Annotated in this window: 17 protein-coding genes; 10 read left to right on the top strand and 7 right to left on the bottom strand. The window is 66.6% G+C overall.

The window, feature by feature from the left end:
- The first annotated feature begins 1 nt into the window (after window position 1).
- The 5 genes from FAZ11_RS06485 to mnmC all read left to right on the top strand — a co-directional run bounded on the left by FAZ11_RS06485 (window position 2) and on the right by mnmC (window position 5,957).
- On the top strand, window positions 2-796 hold the full coding sequence (locus FAZ11_RS06485) for an enoyl-CoA hydratase-related protein (protein WP_058774325.1): 795 nt from the start codon (window positions 2-4) through the stop codon (window positions 794-796).
- Window positions 793-2,751 (top strand): acetyl/propionyl/methylcrotonyl-CoA carboxylase subunit alpha, encoded by a 1,959-nt coding sequence (locus FAZ11_RS06490; RefSeq protein ID WP_137279153.1) that lies wholly within the window; start codon window positions 793-795, stop codon window positions 2,749-2,751. The genes FAZ11_RS06485 and FAZ11_RS06490 overlap by 4 nt, the downstream gene beginning before the upstream one ends.
- Entirely contained in the window at window positions 2,748-3,665 is a 918-nt protein-coding gene (locus tag FAZ11_RS06495) for a hydroxymethylglutaryl-CoA lyase (protein ID WP_058774323.1), read from the top strand. Before FAZ11_RS06490 ends, FAZ11_RS06495 begins: the two co-directional genes overlap by 4 nt.
- Before the next feature lie 80 nt (window positions 3,666-3,745).
- Window positions 3,746-3,961 (top strand): DUF6316 family protein, encoded by a 216-nt coding sequence (locus FAZ11_RS06500; RefSeq protein ID WP_058765549.1) that lies wholly within the window; start codon window positions 3,746-3,748, stop codon window positions 3,959-3,961.
- 55 nt (window positions 3,962-4,016) lie between these two features.
- Window positions 4,017-5,957: a bifunctional tRNA (5-methylaminomethyl-2-thiouridine)(34)-methyltransferase MnmC2/FAD-dependent 5-carboxymethylaminomethyl-2-thiouridine(34) oxidoreductase MnmC1 gene (gene mnmC / locus FAZ11_RS06505; protein WP_137279152.1), complete on the top strand. Its 1,941-nt coding sequence runs from the start codon at window positions 4,017-4,019 to the stop codon at window positions 5,955-5,957.
- Here the strand turns inward: mnmC and FAZ11_RS06510 are convergent.
- Window positions 5,954-6,787 carry an aldo/keto reductase gene (locus tag FAZ11_RS06510; protein WP_058764170.1) on the bottom strand — a complete coding sequence of 278 codons (834 nt, stop codon included), beginning with the start codon at window positions 6,785-6,787 and terminating at the stop codon, window positions 5,954-5,956. The genes mnmC and FAZ11_RS06510 overlap by 4 nt on opposite strands.
- 167 nt (window positions 6,788-6,954) lie before the next feature.
- Between FAZ11_RS06510 and FAZ11_RS06515 the strand changes: the two genes are divergently transcribed.
- Window positions 6,955-7,938: a DctP family TRAP transporter solute-binding subunit gene (locus FAZ11_RS06515; RefSeq protein WP_058774006.1), complete on the top strand. Its 984-nt coding sequence runs from the start codon at window positions 6,955-6,957 to the stop codon at window positions 7,936-7,938.
- Here the strand turns inward: FAZ11_RS06515 and FAZ11_RS06520 are convergent.
- The 6 genes from FAZ11_RS06520 to FAZ11_RS06545 form a co-directional block, all read right to left on the bottom strand.
- Complete coding sequence (locus FAZ11_RS06520; protein WP_058774008.1) at window positions 7,935-8,144, bottom strand: hypothetical protein; 210 nt, start codon at window positions 8,142-8,144, stop codon at window positions 7,935-7,937. The two genes, FAZ11_RS06515 and FAZ11_RS06520, sit on opposite strands and share 4 nt — an antisense overlap.
- Before the next feature lie 338 nt (window positions 8,145-8,482).
- Complete coding sequence (locus FAZ11_RS06525; RefSeq protein ID WP_058774005.1) at window positions 8,483-8,920, bottom strand: HhH-GDP family DNA glycosylase; 438 nt, start codon at window positions 8,918-8,920, stop codon at window positions 8,483-8,485.
- 78 nt (window positions 8,921-8,998) lie between these two features.
- Window positions 8,999-9,421 carry a group I truncated hemoglobin gene (locus FAZ11_RS06530; protein ID WP_058764192.1) on the bottom strand — a complete coding sequence of 141 codons (423 nt, stop codon included), beginning with the start codon at window positions 9,419-9,421 and terminating at the stop codon, window positions 8,999-9,001.
- 5 nt (window positions 9,422-9,426) lie between these two features.
- Window positions 9,427-10,278 (bottom strand): DUF3034 family protein, encoded by an 852-nt coding sequence (locus FAZ11_RS06535; RefSeq protein ID WP_058774004.1) that lies wholly within the window; start codon window positions 10,276-10,278, stop codon window positions 9,427-9,429.
- Window positions 10,275-12,593 (bottom strand): putative bifunctional diguanylate cyclase/phosphodiesterase, encoded by a 2,319-nt coding sequence (locus FAZ11_RS06540; protein ID WP_058774003.1) that lies wholly within the window; start codon window positions 12,591-12,593, stop codon window positions 10,275-10,277. The genes FAZ11_RS06535 and FAZ11_RS06540 overlap by 4 nt, the downstream gene beginning before the upstream one ends.
- Window positions 12,577-13,230 carry a methylamine utilization protein gene (locus tag FAZ11_RS06545; protein ID WP_058774007.1) on the bottom strand — a complete coding sequence of 218 codons (654 nt, stop codon included), beginning with the start codon at window positions 13,228-13,230 and terminating at the stop codon, window positions 12,577-12,579. The genes FAZ11_RS06540 and FAZ11_RS06545 overlap by 17 nt, the downstream gene beginning before the upstream one ends.
- 244 nt (window positions 13,231-13,474) lie before the next feature.
- Here FAZ11_RS06545 and lon point away from each other — a divergent pair, with 244 nt between their 5' ends.
- The 4 genes from lon (at window position 13,475) to cmoB (ending at window position 18,084) form a co-directional block, all read left to right on the top strand.
- The gene (gene lon, locus FAZ11_RS06550) at window positions 13,475-15,865 is read left to right on the top strand and encodes an endopeptidase La (RefSeq protein ID WP_058774002.1); all 2,391 of its coding nucleotides are present in this window, start codon (window positions 13,475-13,477) and stop codon (window positions 15,863-15,865) included.
- Window positions 15,866-15,925: 60 nt separating this feature from the next.
- Window positions 15,926-16,318 (top strand): protease inhibitor I42 family protein, encoded by a 393-nt coding sequence (locus FAZ11_RS06555; RefSeq protein WP_058764184.1) that lies wholly within the window; start codon window positions 15,926-15,928, stop codon window positions 16,316-16,318.
- 63 nt (window positions 16,319-16,381) lie between these two features.
- Window positions 16,382-17,119: a carboxy-S-adenosyl-L-methionine synthase CmoA gene (gene cmoA / locus FAZ11_RS06560; RefSeq protein ID WP_058774001.1), complete on the top strand. Its 738-nt coding sequence runs from the start codon at window positions 16,382-16,384 to the stop codon at window positions 17,117-17,119.
- Entirely contained in the window at window positions 17,116-18,084 is a 969-nt protein-coding gene (cmoB, locus tag FAZ11_RS06565; RefSeq protein WP_058774000.1) for a tRNA 5-methoxyuridine(34)/uridine 5-oxyacetic acid(34) synthase CmoB, read from the top strand. Before cmoA ends, cmoB begins: the two co-directional genes overlap by 4 nt.
- The last annotated feature ends 442 nt before the right edge of the window (window positions 18,085-18,526 follow it).

The raw sequence follows: 18,526 nt of genomic DNA on the forward strand, positions 1-18,526 counted from the left end.
CATGCCCTGTGCCCAACTGATCGAGGATCCGCGTGGCTTCGCCACCCTCTGGCTGGATCGCCCGGAGCGCCGCAACGCCCTGGACGCCGCCCTGATCGACGAACTCAACACCCACCTGCAGGCCGTGGCCGCCCGGCCGCACCTGCGCTTCCTGCTGCTGCGCGGGCGCGGCGAGCACTTCAGTGCCGGCGCCGACCTGGCCTGGATGCAGGCCGCGGCGCAACTGGACTACGCCGCCAACTTGGCCGATGCCCAGGCCCTCGGCGAGTTGCTCTACCGTCTCGACGCCCTGCCCCTGCCGACCCTGGCGGTGGTCCAGGGCGCGGCCTTCGGCGGTGCCCTCGGCCTGATCAGCGCCTGCGACCTGGCCCTGGGCAGCACCGACGCCCTGTTCTGCCTGTCGGAGGTCCGCCTGGGCCTGGCGCCGGCGGTCATCAGTCCCTTCGTGGCTCGTGCCCTCGGTCCGCGCCAGGCCCAGCGCTACGCCCTCAGCGCCGAACGCTTCGACGGCCAGCGCGCCCTGGCCCTGGGCCTGCTCAGCGACTGCCTGCCAGCGGATCAGCTGGAGGCCGGCGTCGAGGCCTGGATCGCCCGGCTCCTGGCCAACGGGCCCCAGGCCATGCGCGCGACCAAGGCCCTGCTGCGGGCCTGCGGCGATCCCGCGCTCACCGCCGTCGCGCTGCGCGAACTGACCGAAACCACCATCGCCCGCCTGAGGGTCAGTGCCGAAGGCCAGGAGGGCCTGCACGCCTTCCTCGACAAGCGCCAGCCCAGCTGGCAGGAGCGGCAGCCATGATCACCACCCTGCTGGTCGCCAACCGCGGCGAGATCGCCTGCCGCATCCTGCGCACCGCCAAGGCCCTGGGGCTACGCGGCGTGGCGGTACACAGCGCCGTCGACCGCCAGGCCCGCCACGTGCGCGAAGCCGACCTGGCCGTCGACCTGGGCGGCAGCAAGCCGGCCGACAGCTATCTGCGCGGCGACCTGATCGTCGCGGCGGCCCTGGCCAGCGGTGCCCAGGCCATCCATCCCGGCTATGGCTTTCTCTCGGAAAATCCCGACTTCGCCCGCCAGGTCGCCGCGGCCGGTCTGCTCCTGATCGGCCCCCCGGTGGCCGCCATCGAAGCCATGGGCAGCAAGTCCGCGGCCAAGGCGCTGATGGAGGCGGCCGGGGTACCCCTGGTGCCGGGCTACCACGGCACGGCCCAGGACCTGGCGACCTTCCAGGCCGCCGCCGAACGCATCGGTTATCCGGTGCTGCTCAAGGCGGCCGCGGGCGGCGGCGGCAAGGGCATGAAGGTGGTGCAAGGCCCCGCCGAGCTGGCCGACGCCCTGGCCTCGGCGCAACGCGAGGCACGCGCGGCCTTCGGCGACGACCTCATGCTGGTGGAGAAATACCTGCTGCGGCCGCGCCACGTGGAGATCCAGGTGTTCGCCGACCAGCACGGCCACTGCCTCTACCTGCACGAGCGCGACTGCTCCATCCAGCGCCGCCACCAGAAGGTCCTGGAAGAGGCGCCGGCGCCGGGGCTGGCAGCGGAACTGCGCCGCGCCATGGGCGAAGCCGCCGTCCGCGCGGCCCTGGCCATCGGCTACGTGGGCGCTGGCACCGTGGAATTCCTGCTGGACGAGCGCGGCGACTTCTTCTTCATGGAAATGAACGCCCGCCTGCAGGTCGAGCACCCGGTCACCGAGGCCATCACCGGCCTCGATCTGGTGGCCTGGCAACTCAAGGTGGCGGCGGGCGAGCCGCTGCCCCTCGAACAGCACCAGGTCCCGCGCCACGGCCATGCCCTGGAGGTCCGCCTCTATGCGGAGAATCCGGCCCAGGACTTCCTGCCCGCCAGCGGCCGGCTACTGCTCTATCGCGAACCGGCCGCGGGGCCGGGACGGCGGGTGGACAGCGGGGTGGTCGAGGGCGACGAGATCTCGCCCTTCTACGATCCACTGCTGGCCAAGCTGATCGCCTCGGGCGAGACCCGCGAGGAAGCCCGCCTGCGCCTGCTGGCCATGCTCGACGAGACGGCCGTAGGTGGCTGCGCGACCAATCTGGCCTTCCTGCGGCGGGTCCTGGCTCATCCGGCCTTCGCCGCCGCCGAGCTGGACACCGGTTTCATCGAGCGTCACCGGGAGCGGCTGTTGCCCGCTCCCCAGCCCCTGCCGGACGCCTTCTGGCAGGCGGCCGCCGCGGCCTTCCGCCAGAGCGAACCCAGGCGCCAGCGCGCCGATGATCCCGCGTCGCCCTGGAGCCGGCAGGACGGTTGGCGCCTGGGCCTGCCGGCGGCGAGCGAACTGGAACTGAGCTGCCAGGGCGAACGGCGACCGGTCGCCCTGGGGCAGGCGCAGGCCGCCAGCTGGGAAGGCGACGCCTTAGTGCTGGAGCACCAGGGTCTGCGCCAGCGCTATCCCGCCCGGCGCCGTGGTGAGCGGCTGTTCCTCGACTGGGCGGGGGACAGCTACGAGGTCGAACGAGTGGATGCCCTGGCCCTGGCGGCGCAGCAGGCCGCGGTCGCCGGAGGCCTGACGGCGCCCATGAACGGCAGCATCGTGCGCTTGCCGGTCGCGCCCGGACAACAGGTCGCCGCCGGTGAACTCCTGGTGGTGCTGGAGGCGATGAAGATGGAACACGGCATCCGCGCGCCCCAGGCCGGTATCCTGAGCGCCCTGCACTGCCGGGAAGGCGACCTGGTCAGCGAAGGCCAGATCCTGGTCGCCCTGGACCCCATCGCCGAGCCCGGGGAGGACGCCTGATGCTGCCGCCCCGGGTGCGACTGGTGGAAGTGGGCCCGCGTGACGGCCTGCAGAACGAATGCCGGCCGCTGACGGTGGCCAGCCGCGTGCAACTGGTCGATGACCTCACCGCCAGCGGCCTGGCCCATATCGAGGTGGGCAGCTTCGTCTCGCCGCGCTGGGTGCCGCAGATGGCCGACAGCGCCGCGGTATTCCAGGGCATCGCCCGGCGCCCCGGGATCGTCTATGCCGCCCTGACGCCCAATCTGCGCGGCTTCGAAGCGGCCCTGGCGGCCGGTGCCAGCGAGGTGGCGGTGTTCGCCGCGGCCTCGGAGGCCTTTTCCCAGCGCAACATCAATTGCAGCATCGCCGAAAGCCTGCAGCGCTTCGTGCCCCTGCTCGACGCCGCGCGCCAGGCGGGCCTGCGCGTGCGCGGCTATGTGTCCTGCGTGCTCGGCTGCCCCTACCAGGGGCCGGTGGCACCCGTGGAGGTTGCCGCCGTGGCCGGTGAATTGCTGGCGCTGGGCTGCTACGAGATTTCCCTCGGCGACACCCTCGGCCTGGGCACCGCCGGCGCCACTCGCGCGCTGATCGAGCAGGTCGGCGCCCGGGTCCCCCGTGAACGCCTCGCCGGCCACTTCCACGACACCTATGGCCAGGCCCTGACCAATGTCTACGCCAGCCTGCTGGAGGGCGTCGCCGTGTTCGATGGCGCGGTGGCCGGCCTGGGCGGCTGCCCCTATGCACCGGGCGCCACCGGCAATGTCGCCAGCGAAGACCTGCTCTATCTGCTCCAGGGGCTGGGCATCGAGACCGGCGTGGCGCTGGAGCCGCTCTGCCAAGCTGGCCAGCGGATCTGCGCCGCCCTGGGTCGTGACAACGGCTCGAAGGTGGCCCGCGCCTTGGCGGCCCGCCCGGCAGCGGTCATTTCCTGACGCCCGTCGCCGGCGCAGGCACCGTCGGCAACCTGCGCTAGGCTTCGTGGTCAGTTGCCAAGACAGCAGGAGAATCGTCAATGTTCGACAAGCGCAGCAACGACCCCAACGCCTCCACGCACTTTCGCAGCGAGCGCATCAGCGTGGTCAATGGCCAATTCTTCTTCACCACCCGCGAGGGCACCCTGGAAGGTCCGTTCTTCAGCCGCGACGATGCCCAGCAGCAGATTGATCGCTACCTGGAGCGACTGCAGACCGCAAAGGACCTCATGCGCCACTCCGTCAGCGACGCCTGACCGCTCTGCGCCGATCCTTTAGACTGCGCGCCCTGTTCCCCAGGCCGCGCCGTCCATGACCGACTTCCAGCACGCCCAGCTCGACTGGGACCCCACCGGGCAACCCCTGTCCCGCACCTATGGCGATGTGTACTTCTCCCGCGCCAGCGGCCTGGAAGAGACCCGCTACGTCTTCCTGCAACAGAATCGCCTGCCCGAACGCTTCGCCGCGCTGCAGGCCGGCGAGGTCTTCTGCATCGGCGAAACCGGCTTCGGCACCGGCCTCAATTTCCTTTGCGCCTGGCAGCTGTTCGAGGCCCTGGCGCCCCAGGATGCCCGCCTGCACTTCGTCAGCGTCGAGCGTTTTCCGCTCACCGCCGCCGATCTGGCCCAGGCGCTGGCGCTGTGGCCGGAGCTGGCGGCCTATAGCGCCGCGCTGCAACGGCAGTACCAGGCCATCCATCCCGGCTTCCAGCGCCTGATCCTGGGTGATGGCCGGATCACCCTCACCCTGCTGGTGGGCGATGTGCTGGAGCGCCTGCCGGAGCTGGACGCCCGCTGCGATGCCTGGTTCCTCGATGGCTTCGCCCCGGCCAAGAATCCCGAGATGTGGACGCCCGCGCTGTTCACCGAATTGGCGCGGCTATCCGGCCCCGGCACCACCCTCGCCACCTTTACCTGCGCCGGCTTCGTGCGGCGCGGGCTGAACGAAGCTGGCTTCGCCATGGGCAAGGTGCCCGGCTTCGGCCATAAGCGGGAGATGCTGGCCGGCGTGCTGGAGCGCCCAGTCACCACGGTGACGCCCCCCTGGTATGCCCGCCCGCCCCGCCCCACGGGCCCACGCACCGCCGTGGTGATAGGCGCGGGGCTCGCCGGCTGCGCCACCGCCGCCAGCCTTGCCCGGCGCGGCTGGCAGGTACGGGTGCTCGAACGGCATGCCGCCCCGGCGCAGGAAGCCTCCGGCAATCCCCAGGGCGTGCTCTATCTCAAGCTGTCGGCCCACGACACCCCGCTCAGCCGGCTGATCCTGGACGGCTTCGGCCTGACGCTGCGCGAATTGCAGGCCCTGCCGCCGGGATCGGCCTGGTCGCCCTGCGGGGTCTTGCAACTGGCACTGGACGCCAAGGACGCCGCGCGCCAGGCACAGCTGGTCGCGCACTTTCCTGCCGGCCTGCTGCAGCCACTGGCGCAGGACGCCGCCAGCCAGCGTGCCGGTCTTGGTCTTGCGGCGGGCGGCCTGTTCTTTCCGGAAGGGGGCTGGGTCCATCCGCCCGCGCTGTGCGCGCACTGGCTGGCCCACCCGAACATCGAGCTGGTCACCGGCGTGGAGGTCGTCGACCTGCAGCCAATCCCGGCAGGCTGGCGTCTCGGGACCCGCGCTGCGGCCTTCGAGGCGACGGTGGTCGTGGTGGCCAGCGCCGCCCAGGCCAAGAGCTTGCTCCCCGAACTGCCGCTCAAGGCCATTCGCGGGCAACTGTCCAATCTGCCGGAAACCCCGCGCAGTCAGGCGTTGAGCACCGTGGTCTGTGGCGAAGGCTACCTGGCCCCGGCGCGCGAGGGTCGGCATTGCCTGGGTGCCAGCTTCGTCTTCGACCGTGAAGATACCGAGCCCAGCCAGGCGGAGCACGCCAGCAACCTGCAACTGCTCGCCGAGCTTTCGCCCGAGTTGGCCGCCAGCTATAGCGCCGCAGACCTCGACGGTAGAGTGGCCTTTCGCTGTACCTCGCCGGACTACCTGCCATTGGTTGGCCCGGTGGTGGACGAAGCCCTGTTCGCCCAGCGTTATCAGGTACTCGGCCAGGACGCGCGTCAGATACCCGATCTGCCGGCGCCCTGGCGTCCCGGTCTCTACCTGAACCTGGCCCATGGTTCACGCGGCCTGGTCACCACGCCCCTGGCCGCCGAACTGCTGGCGGCCTGGCTGGAGGACGAACCCCTGCCAGTGGCGCGGCGGGTCGCCGAGGCCTGTCACCCCAATCGTTTCCCCCTGCGCCGGCTGATCCGCGGCCAGGGTTAGACGATGGCCAGGGGCGTCTTGCTCTGCGGCGGCGGAAAGGCGCCGTCGAGCAGGGCGAAATCCTCTTCACCCAGGCGCAGGTCCAGGGCGCGGGCATTTTCTTCCAGGTGTCCGGCATCGCCGGCCTTGGGAATGGCGATGACGCCGGGCTGGCGCAGTACCCAGGCCAGGGCGATTTGCGCCGGCGTGGCCTGATGCCGCTCGGCCAGGGTCGCCAGGGTGGGATGACGCAGCAGGTCGCCGCCCTGCCCCAGGGGGCAGTAGGCCATCAGCGGCAGTTGCTGACGCTGGCACCAGGGCAGCAGATCATGCTCGATACCGCGTTGCTCCAGGTTATAGAGCACCTGGTTGGCGCTACAGCGATCATCCGCCAATTCGAGCATGTCGTTGGTATCGAAGTTGGAAACGCCCCAGTGGCGGATCTTGCCCTCGTCGCGCAGCTTCTCCAGGGCCATCACCGTCTCGATCAGCGGCACCTGTCCCCGCCAGTGCAGCAGATAGAGATCGATGACGTCGGTGCCCAGCCGCTTGAGGCTGCGCTCGCACGCCAGGGGTACGCCGGCTTCGGTGGCGTTCTTCGGATAGAACTTGCTCACCAGGAAAACCTCGTCACGCCGTCCGGCGATGGCCTCACCGACCAGCTCCTCGGCGCGGCCGTCGGCGTACATCTCCGCGGTATCGATCAGGGTCAGACCGAGATCCAGTCCCTGCCGCAACGCACTGACCTCCTGGCGGTGCAGATCGGGATTCTCGCCCATGCGCCAGGTGCCCTGCCCCAGCGCCGGAACGGTAGTGCCATCGGGCAAACGAACGGTTTGAGCGGTATTCATGGGCGCATCCTTCTCTTGGGTGTAGCCCTTTAGAACGCCAGCGTGACGCCGATTCTCCCCGCCTTCCGCCAAACGGCAGTAAAGGCCCTCTGGCAGGGGCTGCGACTCAGGGTCGCACTGGTAAAGTAAAGCTATAAGGAATCCAAAATAACAATCTAGGAGCCCCCATGAAGTCACCTGCCCTTGGCCTATGCACCCTGCTGCTCACTACCCTGCCCCTGCTCAACGCCAAGGCCGACGTCATAACACTGAGATTTTCCCATGTCGTTGCACCCGATACGCCCAAGGGCAAGGGCGCACTGCTGTTCCAACAACTGGTGGCGCAGCGGCTCGCTGGCCGGGTCCAGGTGGAAGTGCTGCCCAATGGCGCGGCCTTCGACGATGCCAGCGAGTTGCAAGCACTACAGGATGGCAAGGTGGACATCCTCGCTCCGGCCATCAGCAAGCTCACCGCCCTCAGCCCAAAATTGAAGCTGTTCGATCTGCCGTTCCTGTTCGAGAGCCGTGCCGCGCTGGATCATTTCCAGACCCGTCCCAGCGGCAAGCAACTGCTACTCAGCCTGGAGAAGGCGAATATCATCGGCCTGGCCTACTGGCCCAACGGTCTCAAGCAATTGTCGGCGCGCAAGCCGCTGCGCGAACCCGGCGATGCCAAGGGCCTGGTGTTTCGTATCCAGAATTCGGACGTACTCCAGACCCAGTTCGAAACCCTCGGCGCCACCGCCGTCAAGCTGCCCTTCAACCAGACCCTGCAGGCACTCGCCAACGGCACCGTCAATGCCACCGAGAACACCTGGTCCAACTACTGGAGCCAGCGTCTCGACCAGCAGCAGCGCTACTTCACCGAGACCAACCACGGCGCCCTGGACTACCTGTTGATCGTCAGGGCCGACCGTTGGCGCACCCTGCCCTTCGCCGTGCGCAGCACCCTGGAAGAGATCATCGACCAGGTGACCTTCGAGGTGAAGAAGCAATCCGAAGCCGAGAATCAACGTGACCGTGCCCGCATCGCGGCCACTGGCGGCAGTGAGATCCTGACGCTCACCCCCGAGCAGCGTGCTCGCTGGCGCGAGGCCATGCGGCCGGTGTGGCGGCACTATGAAGGCGAGATCGGCGCCGCGCTGCTCAAGGCGGCGGAGACCTCGAACTAGAACCGCCGCTGCGGCGGCTCGGCCCAACGCCGCAAGGGTACGCTGCCCGGCTCACGGCACTGGAGATCGCGGAACGGCCCGGCGACCCGGGTCCAGCCCGGTCCCGGCGGGATCTGGGTACAGAACTCCTGGCCATTGCTGGTACTGCGCCAGCGCCAGTAGGCCGCCGGCTCGGCGAAGGCGCCCTTCACCAGCAACCCCAGCATGGCGACGGCCAGCAGCCTGCGAGCCCCCTGTGCCGGCCCTGAGGATTTGCGGATCAGCCTCTGGTCCTTGCACCGGCTCTCCTCCCGGATGCCTTCCGCTCTGCGCAGCAAAGCAGTCTCCTCGTCTTGGCCCTAGTCGATGCCGGCCTCGCCTGGATCGGTTGCGCGCTGCGGAAAAGCGCGCGCCCCATGCCAAGACGCCCAGCAAGCCAACAGCCTACCATTGCCGAGGCGAGGCATGGCTCGCGGCAAGCCGCCAGCCTTCCTCTACACCTCGGGTACTTATAGCCTAGCCAAGGGATCGCCGGGGCCTTCTTGAACAGGCCAGCGCTAGGCGGTCAGCCTGGGTATAACAGAGGTCCCGCCTCTCGCATGAAGATCTCGCAGGTCTTGGGGCCGACGCCCTTCAGCGTCTGCAGGCGCCGCTCGAAATCCGCCCGGTCGGCGCTGGCGTCGCGCAGCCTGGCGAAACGCCCCTGGTACTCCTCCTGCAAGTGGCGACAGGCGTCCAGTAAGAGCGTCGCCGTGCTTTCGTCGTAGCGCCGGTAATGGCCTTCGCCGAGCTGGTCGACCAGCTGTTGCCAGCTCAGATTGAGTAGTTTGCGTGGGGTATCGCGTCCATGCTTGCGATAGATCACGGCCCAGGTCTGGGCGGCGATGCGCTGGGAGATGCGCTTGCCGAACAGATAGCTCGCCAGGAACCAGCCGAACAGCGCCTGCTCGTCATCCGCCGCGAGGGTCAAGCCGAGATCGGCAGCCGAAGTGGTCTTGCGCAAGGGTCATCCCTCCTGAAGGCGTCTTGCCTAGGGATGATCTCGAACGGCAGCGGTTCGACCAGGGCGACGACCGGTGGCCTACTGGCGGATCACCGCACCACGTTGCGGTGCGAGCCGCGCCAGCAGGCCGTTCTGTGCCCGCTCCGGTACGCCCTCTTGCTGCATCGCTAGTTGCAGATCCTCTACCAAGGCATTGAAGTCGGCCGGTTGCAGATTCAGACCGCGATGGCTCTCCGCCATGCTCGCGCCCTGGTAGCGACATGGACCGCCCGTCTCGGCACAGAATTGCTGGATGAGCAGTCTGCGCAGACGGCCAATATCGACATTGGCGAAGTAGTGCCGAATACGCTCATCGCGCGCGATATTGAGCAACATGCCCTCGACGATCCGGGTGATCCCCGGTTGGCCGCCCAACTCCTGGTAGAGCCGGTCATCCGCAGGCGGCTGGGTCGTGCAGCCGAGCAGGGTCGTCAGCAGGGTTGCCAGCAGCAGAGACTTCAGCTTCATCAGTAGCTCCCCTGCAGCGACAGGTAGAGGCCTTGCTGGTCATCGAGGGTGGCGATCTCACCCAGCCAGGCGTAGGCCAGCACCAGCGACAGGTGCTTGTTGGGGAAATAGCCGACGAAGGTATCCATCCAGTCGCTTTCATGGGTGAAGGACAGATTCTGCGGCTTCTGTCGGTACTCCATCCCCACCGCCCAGCGCGGATTGAAGAACACCGCCGCCGAGCCCTCTTTGAGCCACTGGCGACTGTCATTGCGATCGCCGCCGAAGCCGAGCAGTCCCATCTCGTTGGCACGGCTGTAGCGCAGCCCCACGTTCACCAGCAGTTTGTAGCCGAAGGCCCCACCGAGGAACAGTCGACTGGCGCCCAGATAACCTTCCACGTCGCTGTCGCGCCGAGCGCCCACCGCGGCGGGAATGGCGAAGTCGCGTTGATGCTTGTACTGGATACCCAGGCTCACCTGCGGCATGCGGTCGTAGATCAGATCACCGGCGAGGCGAACCTTGGCGCCGACGATGTCCTGGCTGAGACTCTCTTCTTCGAGATTCATCAATCGGCGCAGGGTCGACATGTCCAGTCGCTGCCGGGCGTAGGACAACTCCACCCGATTGTCGTAGGCCACCGCGGCGCCGGCCGCATCCAGACGGTAATCGCCGGTCCACACGCGGGTGACGAAGGCCGTCGCGCCGGGCTGACCACTCTCGCCATAGCCGCCAATCACCGCCCAGGGCGTGATACCGCCGCCCGCGGCTCCTTCCACACTGCTGGCTCCGCCGGTGGCCAACAACTTGCCACCCTCGGCCTGCACCCCCGTCGCCAGCAGCGCCAGGCCCATCAACCACCACCGCGTCATGAAAGCTCCTCTACCGCTGGCTCGGCCTGCCGTTCCATCCAGGCTGCGAACTCTCCGGCCGGAACCGGGCGGCTGATGTAGTAGCCCTGGATCACGTCGCAACCCCAGCTGCGCAACAGCGCCAGGGTGCGACCTTCCTCGACGCCCTCGGCGACGACTTCCAGACCCAGGTTATGCCCCATCTCGATGGTCGAGCGCACGATGACGGCATCATCGTTGCCCGGCTCCAACTCCCTGATGAAGGACTGATCGATCTTCAGCTCGTCCACTGGCAGGCGCTTGAGATGCGCGAGCGAGGCCTGGCCGGTGCCGTAATCGTCCACCGACAACCGGATGCCCAGGCTGGAGAGGCGCTTGAGCAGGGCAATGGCAGCCTCGGGATCGGCCATGATGGCGCTCTCGGTGATCTCGAAGGTCAACTGTCGCGCCGACACCCCCGCCTCGTCGAGCCAGCGGATCACCCGCTCCGGCAATTGGTTGTCGGCCAGATCCACCGCGGAGACGTTCAGCGACACCTTCACCTCGCGCCCCTCGGCCTGCCAGAGCGCCAGCTGACGAATGGCCGCCTGGATCACCCAGCGGGTGAGCCCACTCATACTGCCACTGCGCTCGGCCAAGGGGATGAATTCACCCGGCGAGATCATGCCCAGCTCGGCATGGCGCCAGCGCAGCAAGACTTCCGCCTGGGGCACGCCCCCGGCACGCAAGGCCACCTTGGGCTGGAACACCAACATCAACTCGCCACGCTCACCCGCCAAGGGCAGGTCGTGGACCAATTGCAGCCGTCGCTGCTGAGCCGCATCGCGTCCTTCGTCATAGACGCGCAACCGATCCGGCAGTTGGCCGGCATCGAGCATCGCGCCGCGGGCACGCTCGATCAGCACCGTGGGATCCTCACCATGGCGCGGATATTCGGCTACGCCGACCCGACAGCGGAGCCGGAACACCTGCCCCTCCCAGAGGATGGGTTCGGACAGCAGCAGACGCCACTCATCCGCCAGACCCACCGCGCCTTCGAAGCTCATGCGGCACACCTGCACGAGGAATTCGTCGCCGACCGGACGCGAGACGCAGCCACGCCCCGCGAGTAGAACCTGGGCACGCTCGGCCACCACCTTCAGAATCTGGTCGCCACCGGCTACCCCGGCGGTCTCGTTGATCGCTTGGAAGCCGTCCAGCCCCACATACAACAGCGATACCTGGGACTGGGTCGCCATGAACACCCGCAGTCGCTCCTCGGCCAGAATCCGATTGGGCAAACCGGTCAGGGGATCGTGCAGCGCACTGTGATTGAGGCGCTGCTCGCGATCGGCGATGCCCTCACGCATCCCCTCGATCATGCGTGCCAGCCGCCCGAACTCATCGCGGCGCTGCACATCGACCTGTACCGAATAATCACCCTGGCCGATCCGCCAGGACACCACCGCCAGCTGGCGCAGCGGCTGCGCCAGGTTACGTGCCAGCCACAGGGCACCCAGCAGCGCTGCCAACAGCGCGCCGCCGGCAATCAGCCCGAGCTGCCGTAGCAAGGGCTCGAACTCGGCCAGAGCGACGTCGAGCGAGCGCAGCAGATAGATGTATACCGGACTGTCGCTCGCGCCCAGCGTCAGCCGCTTGACCTGATAGAGATGACCCGCGAGGGTCACCTGCCAGGTGTCGCCCACTGTCGGCGGCCCGGCAGTCGCCTGCACCAGCAGGCGCCCCTGCTCGCTTGGCAGCGTGCTGGCCATGGCCGACGCACCGCCCAGGAACACCACGTCCAGATTGATCAGCGAGCGAAATTCCTCCGCCATGGCCTGATCCATGGCGAAGGTCATCACCACCTGGGCGATGGGTAACGGTGCCCGTACCGGCACGGTTACCCGTAGCAGCGGCAAGCCCGCCCCTGCCACCACGCAACTGCCATCGTTGCCTGCGGCCGTCGGCGTGGGCAGGCGCTCGCCCTGGCTATGAGCCGCCACGGTACTGGCGATCAGCCGACCGTCCAGATCCAGCAGATAGGTATCGCCGGCGCCTACCCGCGCCCCGTGGTTGGCCAGCACCGACCTCAGGGTCGGCACATCGCCATTGGCCACGGCATCGCGAAAGCCGAAATCGGCCGCCAGCACCCGCACCGCGTCATTCAACCGGCGACAGCGGCTATCCAGCACCTGGCGGAAGACCCGCGCCCCGGTATCGAGCTGATCGTAGGACTGCCGCACCACACTGGCCTCGGTCGCGGCCTTGACCGTGAGATAGACCAGCGCAATCACCACCAGCATCAGCAGGAAGAGACTGCCGGCGATGCGAGTCTGAAAACTATGGATGAGTTTCATCGTGTGCCGCCTTGTGGAAGGCGTCCTCGAAGGCCGAGCTGGCTGGCTCCGCGGGTTGCGGTTTCGGCTGCACCGCCAGTTGGAGCCTGAGCGTCACCGGCTTGCCCGCCACGTTCAGGTCGGGCTGGGCGATCTCGCGCTTATCGCTCAGATCGGGATGCCAAAGTGCCATCGTATAATGGCCGTCCGGCACCTCCAGCCGGGCACGGCCCTGACCATCGGTCACCACAGAGCGCCCGGCGGCCGTGACATAGACGTAGCCGACCATCCAATCGTGAATGTTGCAGCCCACCACCACCACGCCGGGCTGGTCGAACACCACTGGCGTGCTGGGAATGCCGTGATAGAGCGGCAGCTCGAAATGCTTGGCGGCGGAAAAGGAATACACCTGGTGGCGGATGTCGTCGGTGTTGGGAAAACTCACCGCCGTCCCCGTGGGCACGACCAGGACGTGAGGGACGAAACGGCGATTCTGCTGGTCGATAGCCGCTGGATGCCGCTCGGGCTGCAACCCCTGTCCGGACAACATCACCACCGCATCGGCCAGCGGCGCGCCCTGGCTATCGACCACCTGAACCGCGATCTCTGCGGCTTGCGCGGTCCCCAAACCCAGCCCCAACGCCAGCAATCCCACCATCACCTGCTTATTGTTCACTGCCCACCCCACCACGCGCCTGTCGGACTCAACGCCGGCTATTCGGCGTGACCTCTGCTTTAGCGGCAATAGTCGGGGATTCTTTATCAGACAAGCGATCCCTCATTACCCCAGCGGTCGCACTTCGCCCAACCAGCGGCGGTCAAGAGAGACAAGAGTCTCCCTGCGTTGAAAAAACCACGGGCTCGCCCCATGTTGGCCTCACATCCAAGCCCAAGGTACGCCAATGAGCGATCAGGATAATCAAGCGGAAATTCTCAGCGAGGAAGCCGGCCAGACTGGCCTGGTGCTGCCCGGCCAGAATCTTCCCGACAAGCTCTACATCATTCCCATCCATAACCGGCCGTTCTTTCCGGCGCAGGTCCTGCCCGTCATCGTCAACGAAGAGCCCTGGGCGGAAACCCTGGAGCTGGTGGCCAAGACCGATCACCACTGTCTCGCGCTGTTCTACATGGACCAGCAACCCGCGGACGCTAACGACTTCGATCCCGATCAGCTCCCGCAGCACGGCACCCTGGTGCGTATCCACCACGCCAGCCGTCAGGATGGCAAGCTGCAGTTCGTCGCCCAGGGCCTCTCCCGGGTGCGTATCCGCGGCTGGCTGCGCCGCCAGCGTCCGCCCTACCTGGTGGAAGTCGAACACCTGCGCCCCAGCCCCGATCCCAGCGATGAGGTGAAGGCCTACGGCATGGCGCTGATCAACGCCATCAAGGAGCTGTTGCCGCTCAACCCGCTCTATAGCGAAGAACTGAAGAACTACCTCAACCGCTTCAGCCCCAACGATCCTTCGCCGCTGACCGACTTCGCCGCTGCCCTGACCACCGCTCCGGGCGATGAATTGCAGCAGGTGCTCGATACCGTGCCCATGCTGCAGCGCATGGAGAAAGTCCTGCCGCTGCTGCGCAAGGAAGTGGAGGTCGCGCGCCTGCAGAAGGAGCTCTCCGCCGAGGTCAATCGCAAGATCAACGAGCGCCAGCGCGAATTCTTCCTCAGGGAACAGCTCAAGCTGATCCAGCAGGAACTGGGTATCACCAAGGACGACCGCAGCAGCGATATCGAAAGCTTCCGCCAACGCCTGGAAGGCAAAAGCCTGCCCGAGGCGGCGCAGAAGCGCATCGACGACGAACTCAACAAGCTCTCCATCCTCGAAACCGGCTCGCCCGAGTATGGCGTCACCCGCAACTACCTGGACTGGGCCACCGACCTGCCCTGGGGCATCCACGGCCAGGACAAGCTCGACCTCAAGCGCGCGCGCAAGGTGCTCGACCGTCACCATGCCGGGCTTGATGACATCAAGAATCGCATCCTCGAATTCCTCGCCGTGGGGGCCTTCAAGGGCGAGGTGGCCGGCTCCATCGTGCTGCTGGTAGGTCCGCCCGGCGTGGGCAAGACCAGCATCGGCAAGTCCATCGCCGAATCCCTCGGCCGCCCCTTCTATCGCTTCAGCGTCGGTGGGATGAGAGACGAGGCCGAGATCAAGGGCCACCGCCGCACCTACATCGGCGCCATGCCCGGCAAACTCGTCCAGGCCCTGCGCGACGTCAAGGTGATGAACCCGGTCATCATGCTCGACGAGATCGACAAGATGGGCCAGAGCTACCAGGGCGACCCGGCCTCGGCGCTGTTGGAAACCTTGGACCCGGAACAGAACGTCGACTTCCTCGACCACTACCTGGACCTGCGTCTGGACCTGTCCAAGGTGCTGTTCGTCTGTACCGCCAACACCCTGGACTCCATCCCCGGTCCGCTGCTGGATCGTATGGAAATCATCCGTCTCTCCGGCTACATCGCCGAGGAGAAGCAGGCCATCGCCAAGCGCCACCTCTGGCCCAAGCAACTGGACAAGGCCGGTGTGCCCAAGGACCGCCTGACCTTGACCGACAGCGCCCTCAAGGCCCTGGTGGAAGGCTACGCTCGCGAAGCCGGCGTGCGGCAGTTGGAAAAGCAGCTGGGCAAGCTGGTACGCAAGGCCGTGGTCAAGCTCATCGAGGCACCCGAACTCAAGATCAAGATCGGCGCCTCGGATCTCGAGGACTACCTGGGCAAGCCCACCTTCCGCAAGGAGCAGGTGCTCTCCGGCGCCGGCATCATCACCGGCCTGGCCTGGACCAGCATGGGCGGCGCCACCCTGCCGGTGGAGGCGACCCGCATCCATACCCTGAACCGCGGCTTCAAGCTCACCGGCCAACTCGGCGATGTCATGAAGGAATCGGCCGAGATCGCCTATAGCTACGTCACTGCCCATCTCAAGGAATTCAAGGGCGACCCGAACTTCTTCGACCAGGCCTTCGTGCACCTGCACGTTCCCGAAGGCGCCACGCCCAAGGACGGCCCCAGCGCCGGCATCACCATGGCCTCCGCCCTGCTGTCGCTGGCACGCAACCAGGCACCGAAGAAGAACGTGGCCATGACCGGCGAGCTGACCCTCACCGGCCAGGTACTGCCCATCGGTGGGGTCCGGGAGAAGGTCATCGCCGCGCGGCGCCAGAAGATCAACGAACTGATCCTGCCGGAGCCGAATCGCGGTGACTTCGAAGAACTACCCGCCTACCTCAAGGAAGGCCTGACCGTCCATTTCGCCCGGCGCTTCGCCGACGTGGCCAAGGTGCTCTTCTAAGCCGACCCTCCGACCTCTTGGGGTATGCTCTGCGTTTTGCCGCATACCCCGGAGGTTTCCATGTCCCCCCGCCACCTGTTCTGGAGCTGCCTGTTGCTGGCCGGTTGCAGCAGCACCCAGCCGAGCGGCAACCTCATCCTCGGTGACGACAGCGAATGCACCCCGCTGGCCATGCACACCGGCCAGGAGCTGACGCTGACCCTGCCCAGCGACCCCACCAGCGGCTACCGCTGGACCATCCTCCAGCGCAGCGACAACCTCAAGCAACTCGGCCCGGAAGTCTTCCGCGAACAACGCCAGGATCAAGGCGGCGTCGGCAGCGCCGGCCAATCCCTCTGGCGCTTCCGCGCTCAGAGTGCCGGCACGGCCCATCTCGAACTCCAGGCCCGCCAACCCTGGGATGCCGAAGCCGAGCCCCAGGCACGCTTCGACTGCCGCATCGAAATCCGCTGAAGCCGCGTTCTGCGCCACCGGCCGGGGGTACAATGCCCCCTTTCGATTTTCCAGGTACCGCCCATGAGCGAAGCCGACCGCCTGTTCGCGTCGCCGCAGCCTCCTGCCGACTTCACCTTCAACGAAGACGTGGTGCGCGTCTTTCCCGACATGATCAAGAGATCCGTGCCGGGCTATCCCACCATCGTCGAAAACCTCGGCGTCATCGCCGCCCGTTTCGCCCAGCCCAACAGCCGCCTCTATGACCTTGGCTGCTCGCTGGGTGCCGTCACCCAGGCCCTGCGACGCCACGTCCGCGTTCAAGGTGCCCGCGTGGTGGCCATCGACAACTCCACGGCCATGGTCACCCGCTGTCGCGAATACCTGAGTGCCCAGGACTCCATGCATGAGGAGCTGCTGCCGGTAGAGGTCGTGGAAGCCGATATCCTCGAAGCGTCGCTTGAGCCGGCCTCGGTCATCGCCCTCAACTTCACCCTGCAGTTCATCGCACCGGAACACCGTCTGCCCCTACTCGGCCGACTGCGTTCCAGTCTGCTCCCCGGTGGCGCCTTGCTGTTATCGGAAAAGATCCGCTTCCCGGATGACCAGACCCAGGAACTGCTCAACGGCCTGCACCTGGACTTCAAACGCGCCAATGGCTACAGCGAGCTGGAAATCGCCCAGAAACGCACCGCACTGGAAAACGTCATGCTAACCGACACCTTGGACGAACACCGCGCCCGCTTACAGGCCGCTGGCTTCTCCACCGTCGTCCCCTGGTTCCAATGCCTGAACTTCGCCTCCCTGATCGCCCTGCCATGACCCTGCCGGCTTATATCGCTGAACTGCAACAGGCCCTTGCGGACACCCCACTCGCCAGTTGGTCCCACGCCCTCGAAGCCGTACTGGCCGCCAAGTACGCCCGCGGCCATGGCGACCTCCAGCGTTGGCAAGCCGGCCTTGATGTCCTGCCCGATCTCGTCGTCGAGCATGTGGAATTGCGCGACAGGTTGCGCCTCGACGGCAGTCTTTCCCCCGACCAACACCAGGCACTGCGCGATGCCCTGTTGCAACTGCGTCCCTGGCGCAAAGGCCCGTTCCAACTGTTCGACCTGCATCTGGACACCGAATGGCGTTCCGACTGGAAATGGGATCGGGTATCTGCGCACCTCGACCTGCAGGGTAAGCGTGTCCTTGATGTCGGTAGCGGCAATGGCTACTACCAGTGGCGCATGCTCGGCGCTGGAGCCAGCGCTGTGATCGGCGTCGACCCCAACTGGCTGTTCCACTGCCAGTTCCAGGCCCTGCGCCACTATCTACCCGACCTGCCCACCTGGCACCTGCCCCTTACACTGGAAGAATTGCCTGCACTGCAAGGCGGCTTCGATACCGTCTTCTCCATGGGAGTGCTCTATCACCGCCGCTCCCCCATCGATCATCTGCTGGATCTCAAAAACTGCCTCGACAGCGGCGGTGAGCTGGTCCTGGAAACCCTGGTCGTCGCAGGCGACGCGACCACTGTCCTGGTCCCGGAAGACCGCTACGCCCAGATGCGCAACGTCTGGTTCCTCCCCTCCACCGACGCCCTGCAACTCTGGCTACGCCGCGCCGGCTATCGGGACATCCAGCTTGTAGATCTCACTCCCACAACGGTAGACGAACAACGTTCCACCGAGTGGATGGGCTTCCAGTCGCTGCCGGACTTCCTCCACCCGGAGGATCCCAGCCTCACCGTCGAAGGCCTCCCCGCTCCCTTGCGCGCTACCCTCATAGCGCGCAAACCCTAAACGCAAAAAGCCCGGCCAATGCCGGGCTTTTTCATGTCTTCGTTTGGGTAGGTTGGACTGAGCACAGCGAAGCCCAACACCCAGCCTCCACCCAAAACGCGGCGCCCACGCATAGCGCCCTAGGGTTGGGCTTCGCAAGCTCAGCCCCACCTACAGCGATTTGATTGCGCTGATCGCAGCCATGGCCACAACAGCCCGGCACAGCCGGGCTGTTGCTACTCTTGATTTTTGATGGGCGCCAAGCAGCACCTTTCCTGACAGGCCGCACTCAAGCTAGCCATTTGCATCGCGCCTAGCCCCCTCTCCCTCGGGGAGAGGGCTGGGGTGAGGGCAACCCGAGCTACCTGACCTGCCGGCTTCGGCCCCAAGCGCTCTCAGCGCCCCAGCCAAACTTTTCCCGCCCCAAAGACAACACCCCCGTCAGAATGAACTGAGCGGGGGT

Source organism: Pseudomonas rhizoryzae (assembly GCF_005250615.1).
In the GTDB taxonomy this organism is placed as follows: domain Bacteria; phylum Pseudomonadota; class Gammaproteobacteria; order Pseudomonadales; family Pseudomonadaceae; genus Chryseomonas; species Chryseomonas rhizoryzae.

Bases quoted from the DNA above. Each gene is read 5' to 3' on its own strand.
- FAZ11_RS06485 (WP_058774325.1), top strand. From the start codon at position 2: ATGCCCTGTGCCCAACTGATCGAGGATCCGCGTGGCTTCGCCACCCTC.
- FAZ11_RS06490 (WP_137279153.1), top strand. From the start codon at position 793: ATGATCACCACCCTGCTGGTCGCCAACCGCGGCGAGATCGCCTGCCGC.
- FAZ11_RS06500 (WP_058765549.1), top strand. From the start codon at position 3,746: ATGTTCGACAAGCGCAGCAACGACCCCAACGCCTCCACGCACTTTCGC.
- mnmC (WP_137279152.1), top strand. From the start codon at position 4,017: ATGACCGACTTCCAGCACGCCCAGCTCGACTGGGACCCCACCGGGCAA.
- FAZ11_RS06510 (WP_058764170.1), bottom strand. From the start codon at position 6,787: ATGAATACCGCTCAAACCGTTCGTTTGCCCGATGGCACTACCGTTCCG.
- FAZ11_RS06515 (WP_058774006.1), top strand. From the start codon at position 6,955: ATGAAGTCACCTGCCCTTGGCCTATGCACCCTGCTGCTCACTACCCTG.
- FAZ11_RS06520 (WP_058774008.1), bottom strand. From the start codon at position 8,144: ATGCTGGGGTTGCTGGTGAAGGGCGCCTTCGCCGAGCCGGCGGCCTAC.
- FAZ11_RS06535 (WP_058774004.1), bottom strand. From the start codon at position 10,278: ATGACGCGGTGGTGGTTGATGGGCCTGGCGCTGCTGGCGACGGGGGTG.
- FAZ11_RS06540 (WP_058774003.1), bottom strand. From the start codon at position 12,593: ATGAAACTCATCCATAGTTTTCAGACTCGCATCGCCGGCAGTCTCTTC.
- FAZ11_RS06545 (WP_058774007.1), bottom strand. From the start codon at position 13,230: ATGGTGGGATTGCTGGCGTTGGGGCTGGGTTTGGGGACCGCGCAAGCC.
- lon (WP_058774002.1), top strand. From the start codon at position 13,475: ATGAGCGATCAGGATAATCAAGCGGAAATTCTCAGCGAGGAAGCCGGC.
- FAZ11_RS06555 (WP_058764184.1), top strand. From the start codon at position 15,926: ATGTCCCCCCGCCACCTGTTCTGGAGCTGCCTGTTGCTGGCCGGTTGC.
- cmoA (WP_058774001.1), top strand. From the start codon at position 16,382: ATGAGCGAAGCCGACCGCCTGTTCGCGTCGCCGCAGCCTCCTGCCGAC.
- cmoB (WP_058774000.1), top strand. From the start codon at position 17,116: ATGACCCTGCCGGCTTATATCGCTGAACTGCAACAGGCCCTTGCGGAC.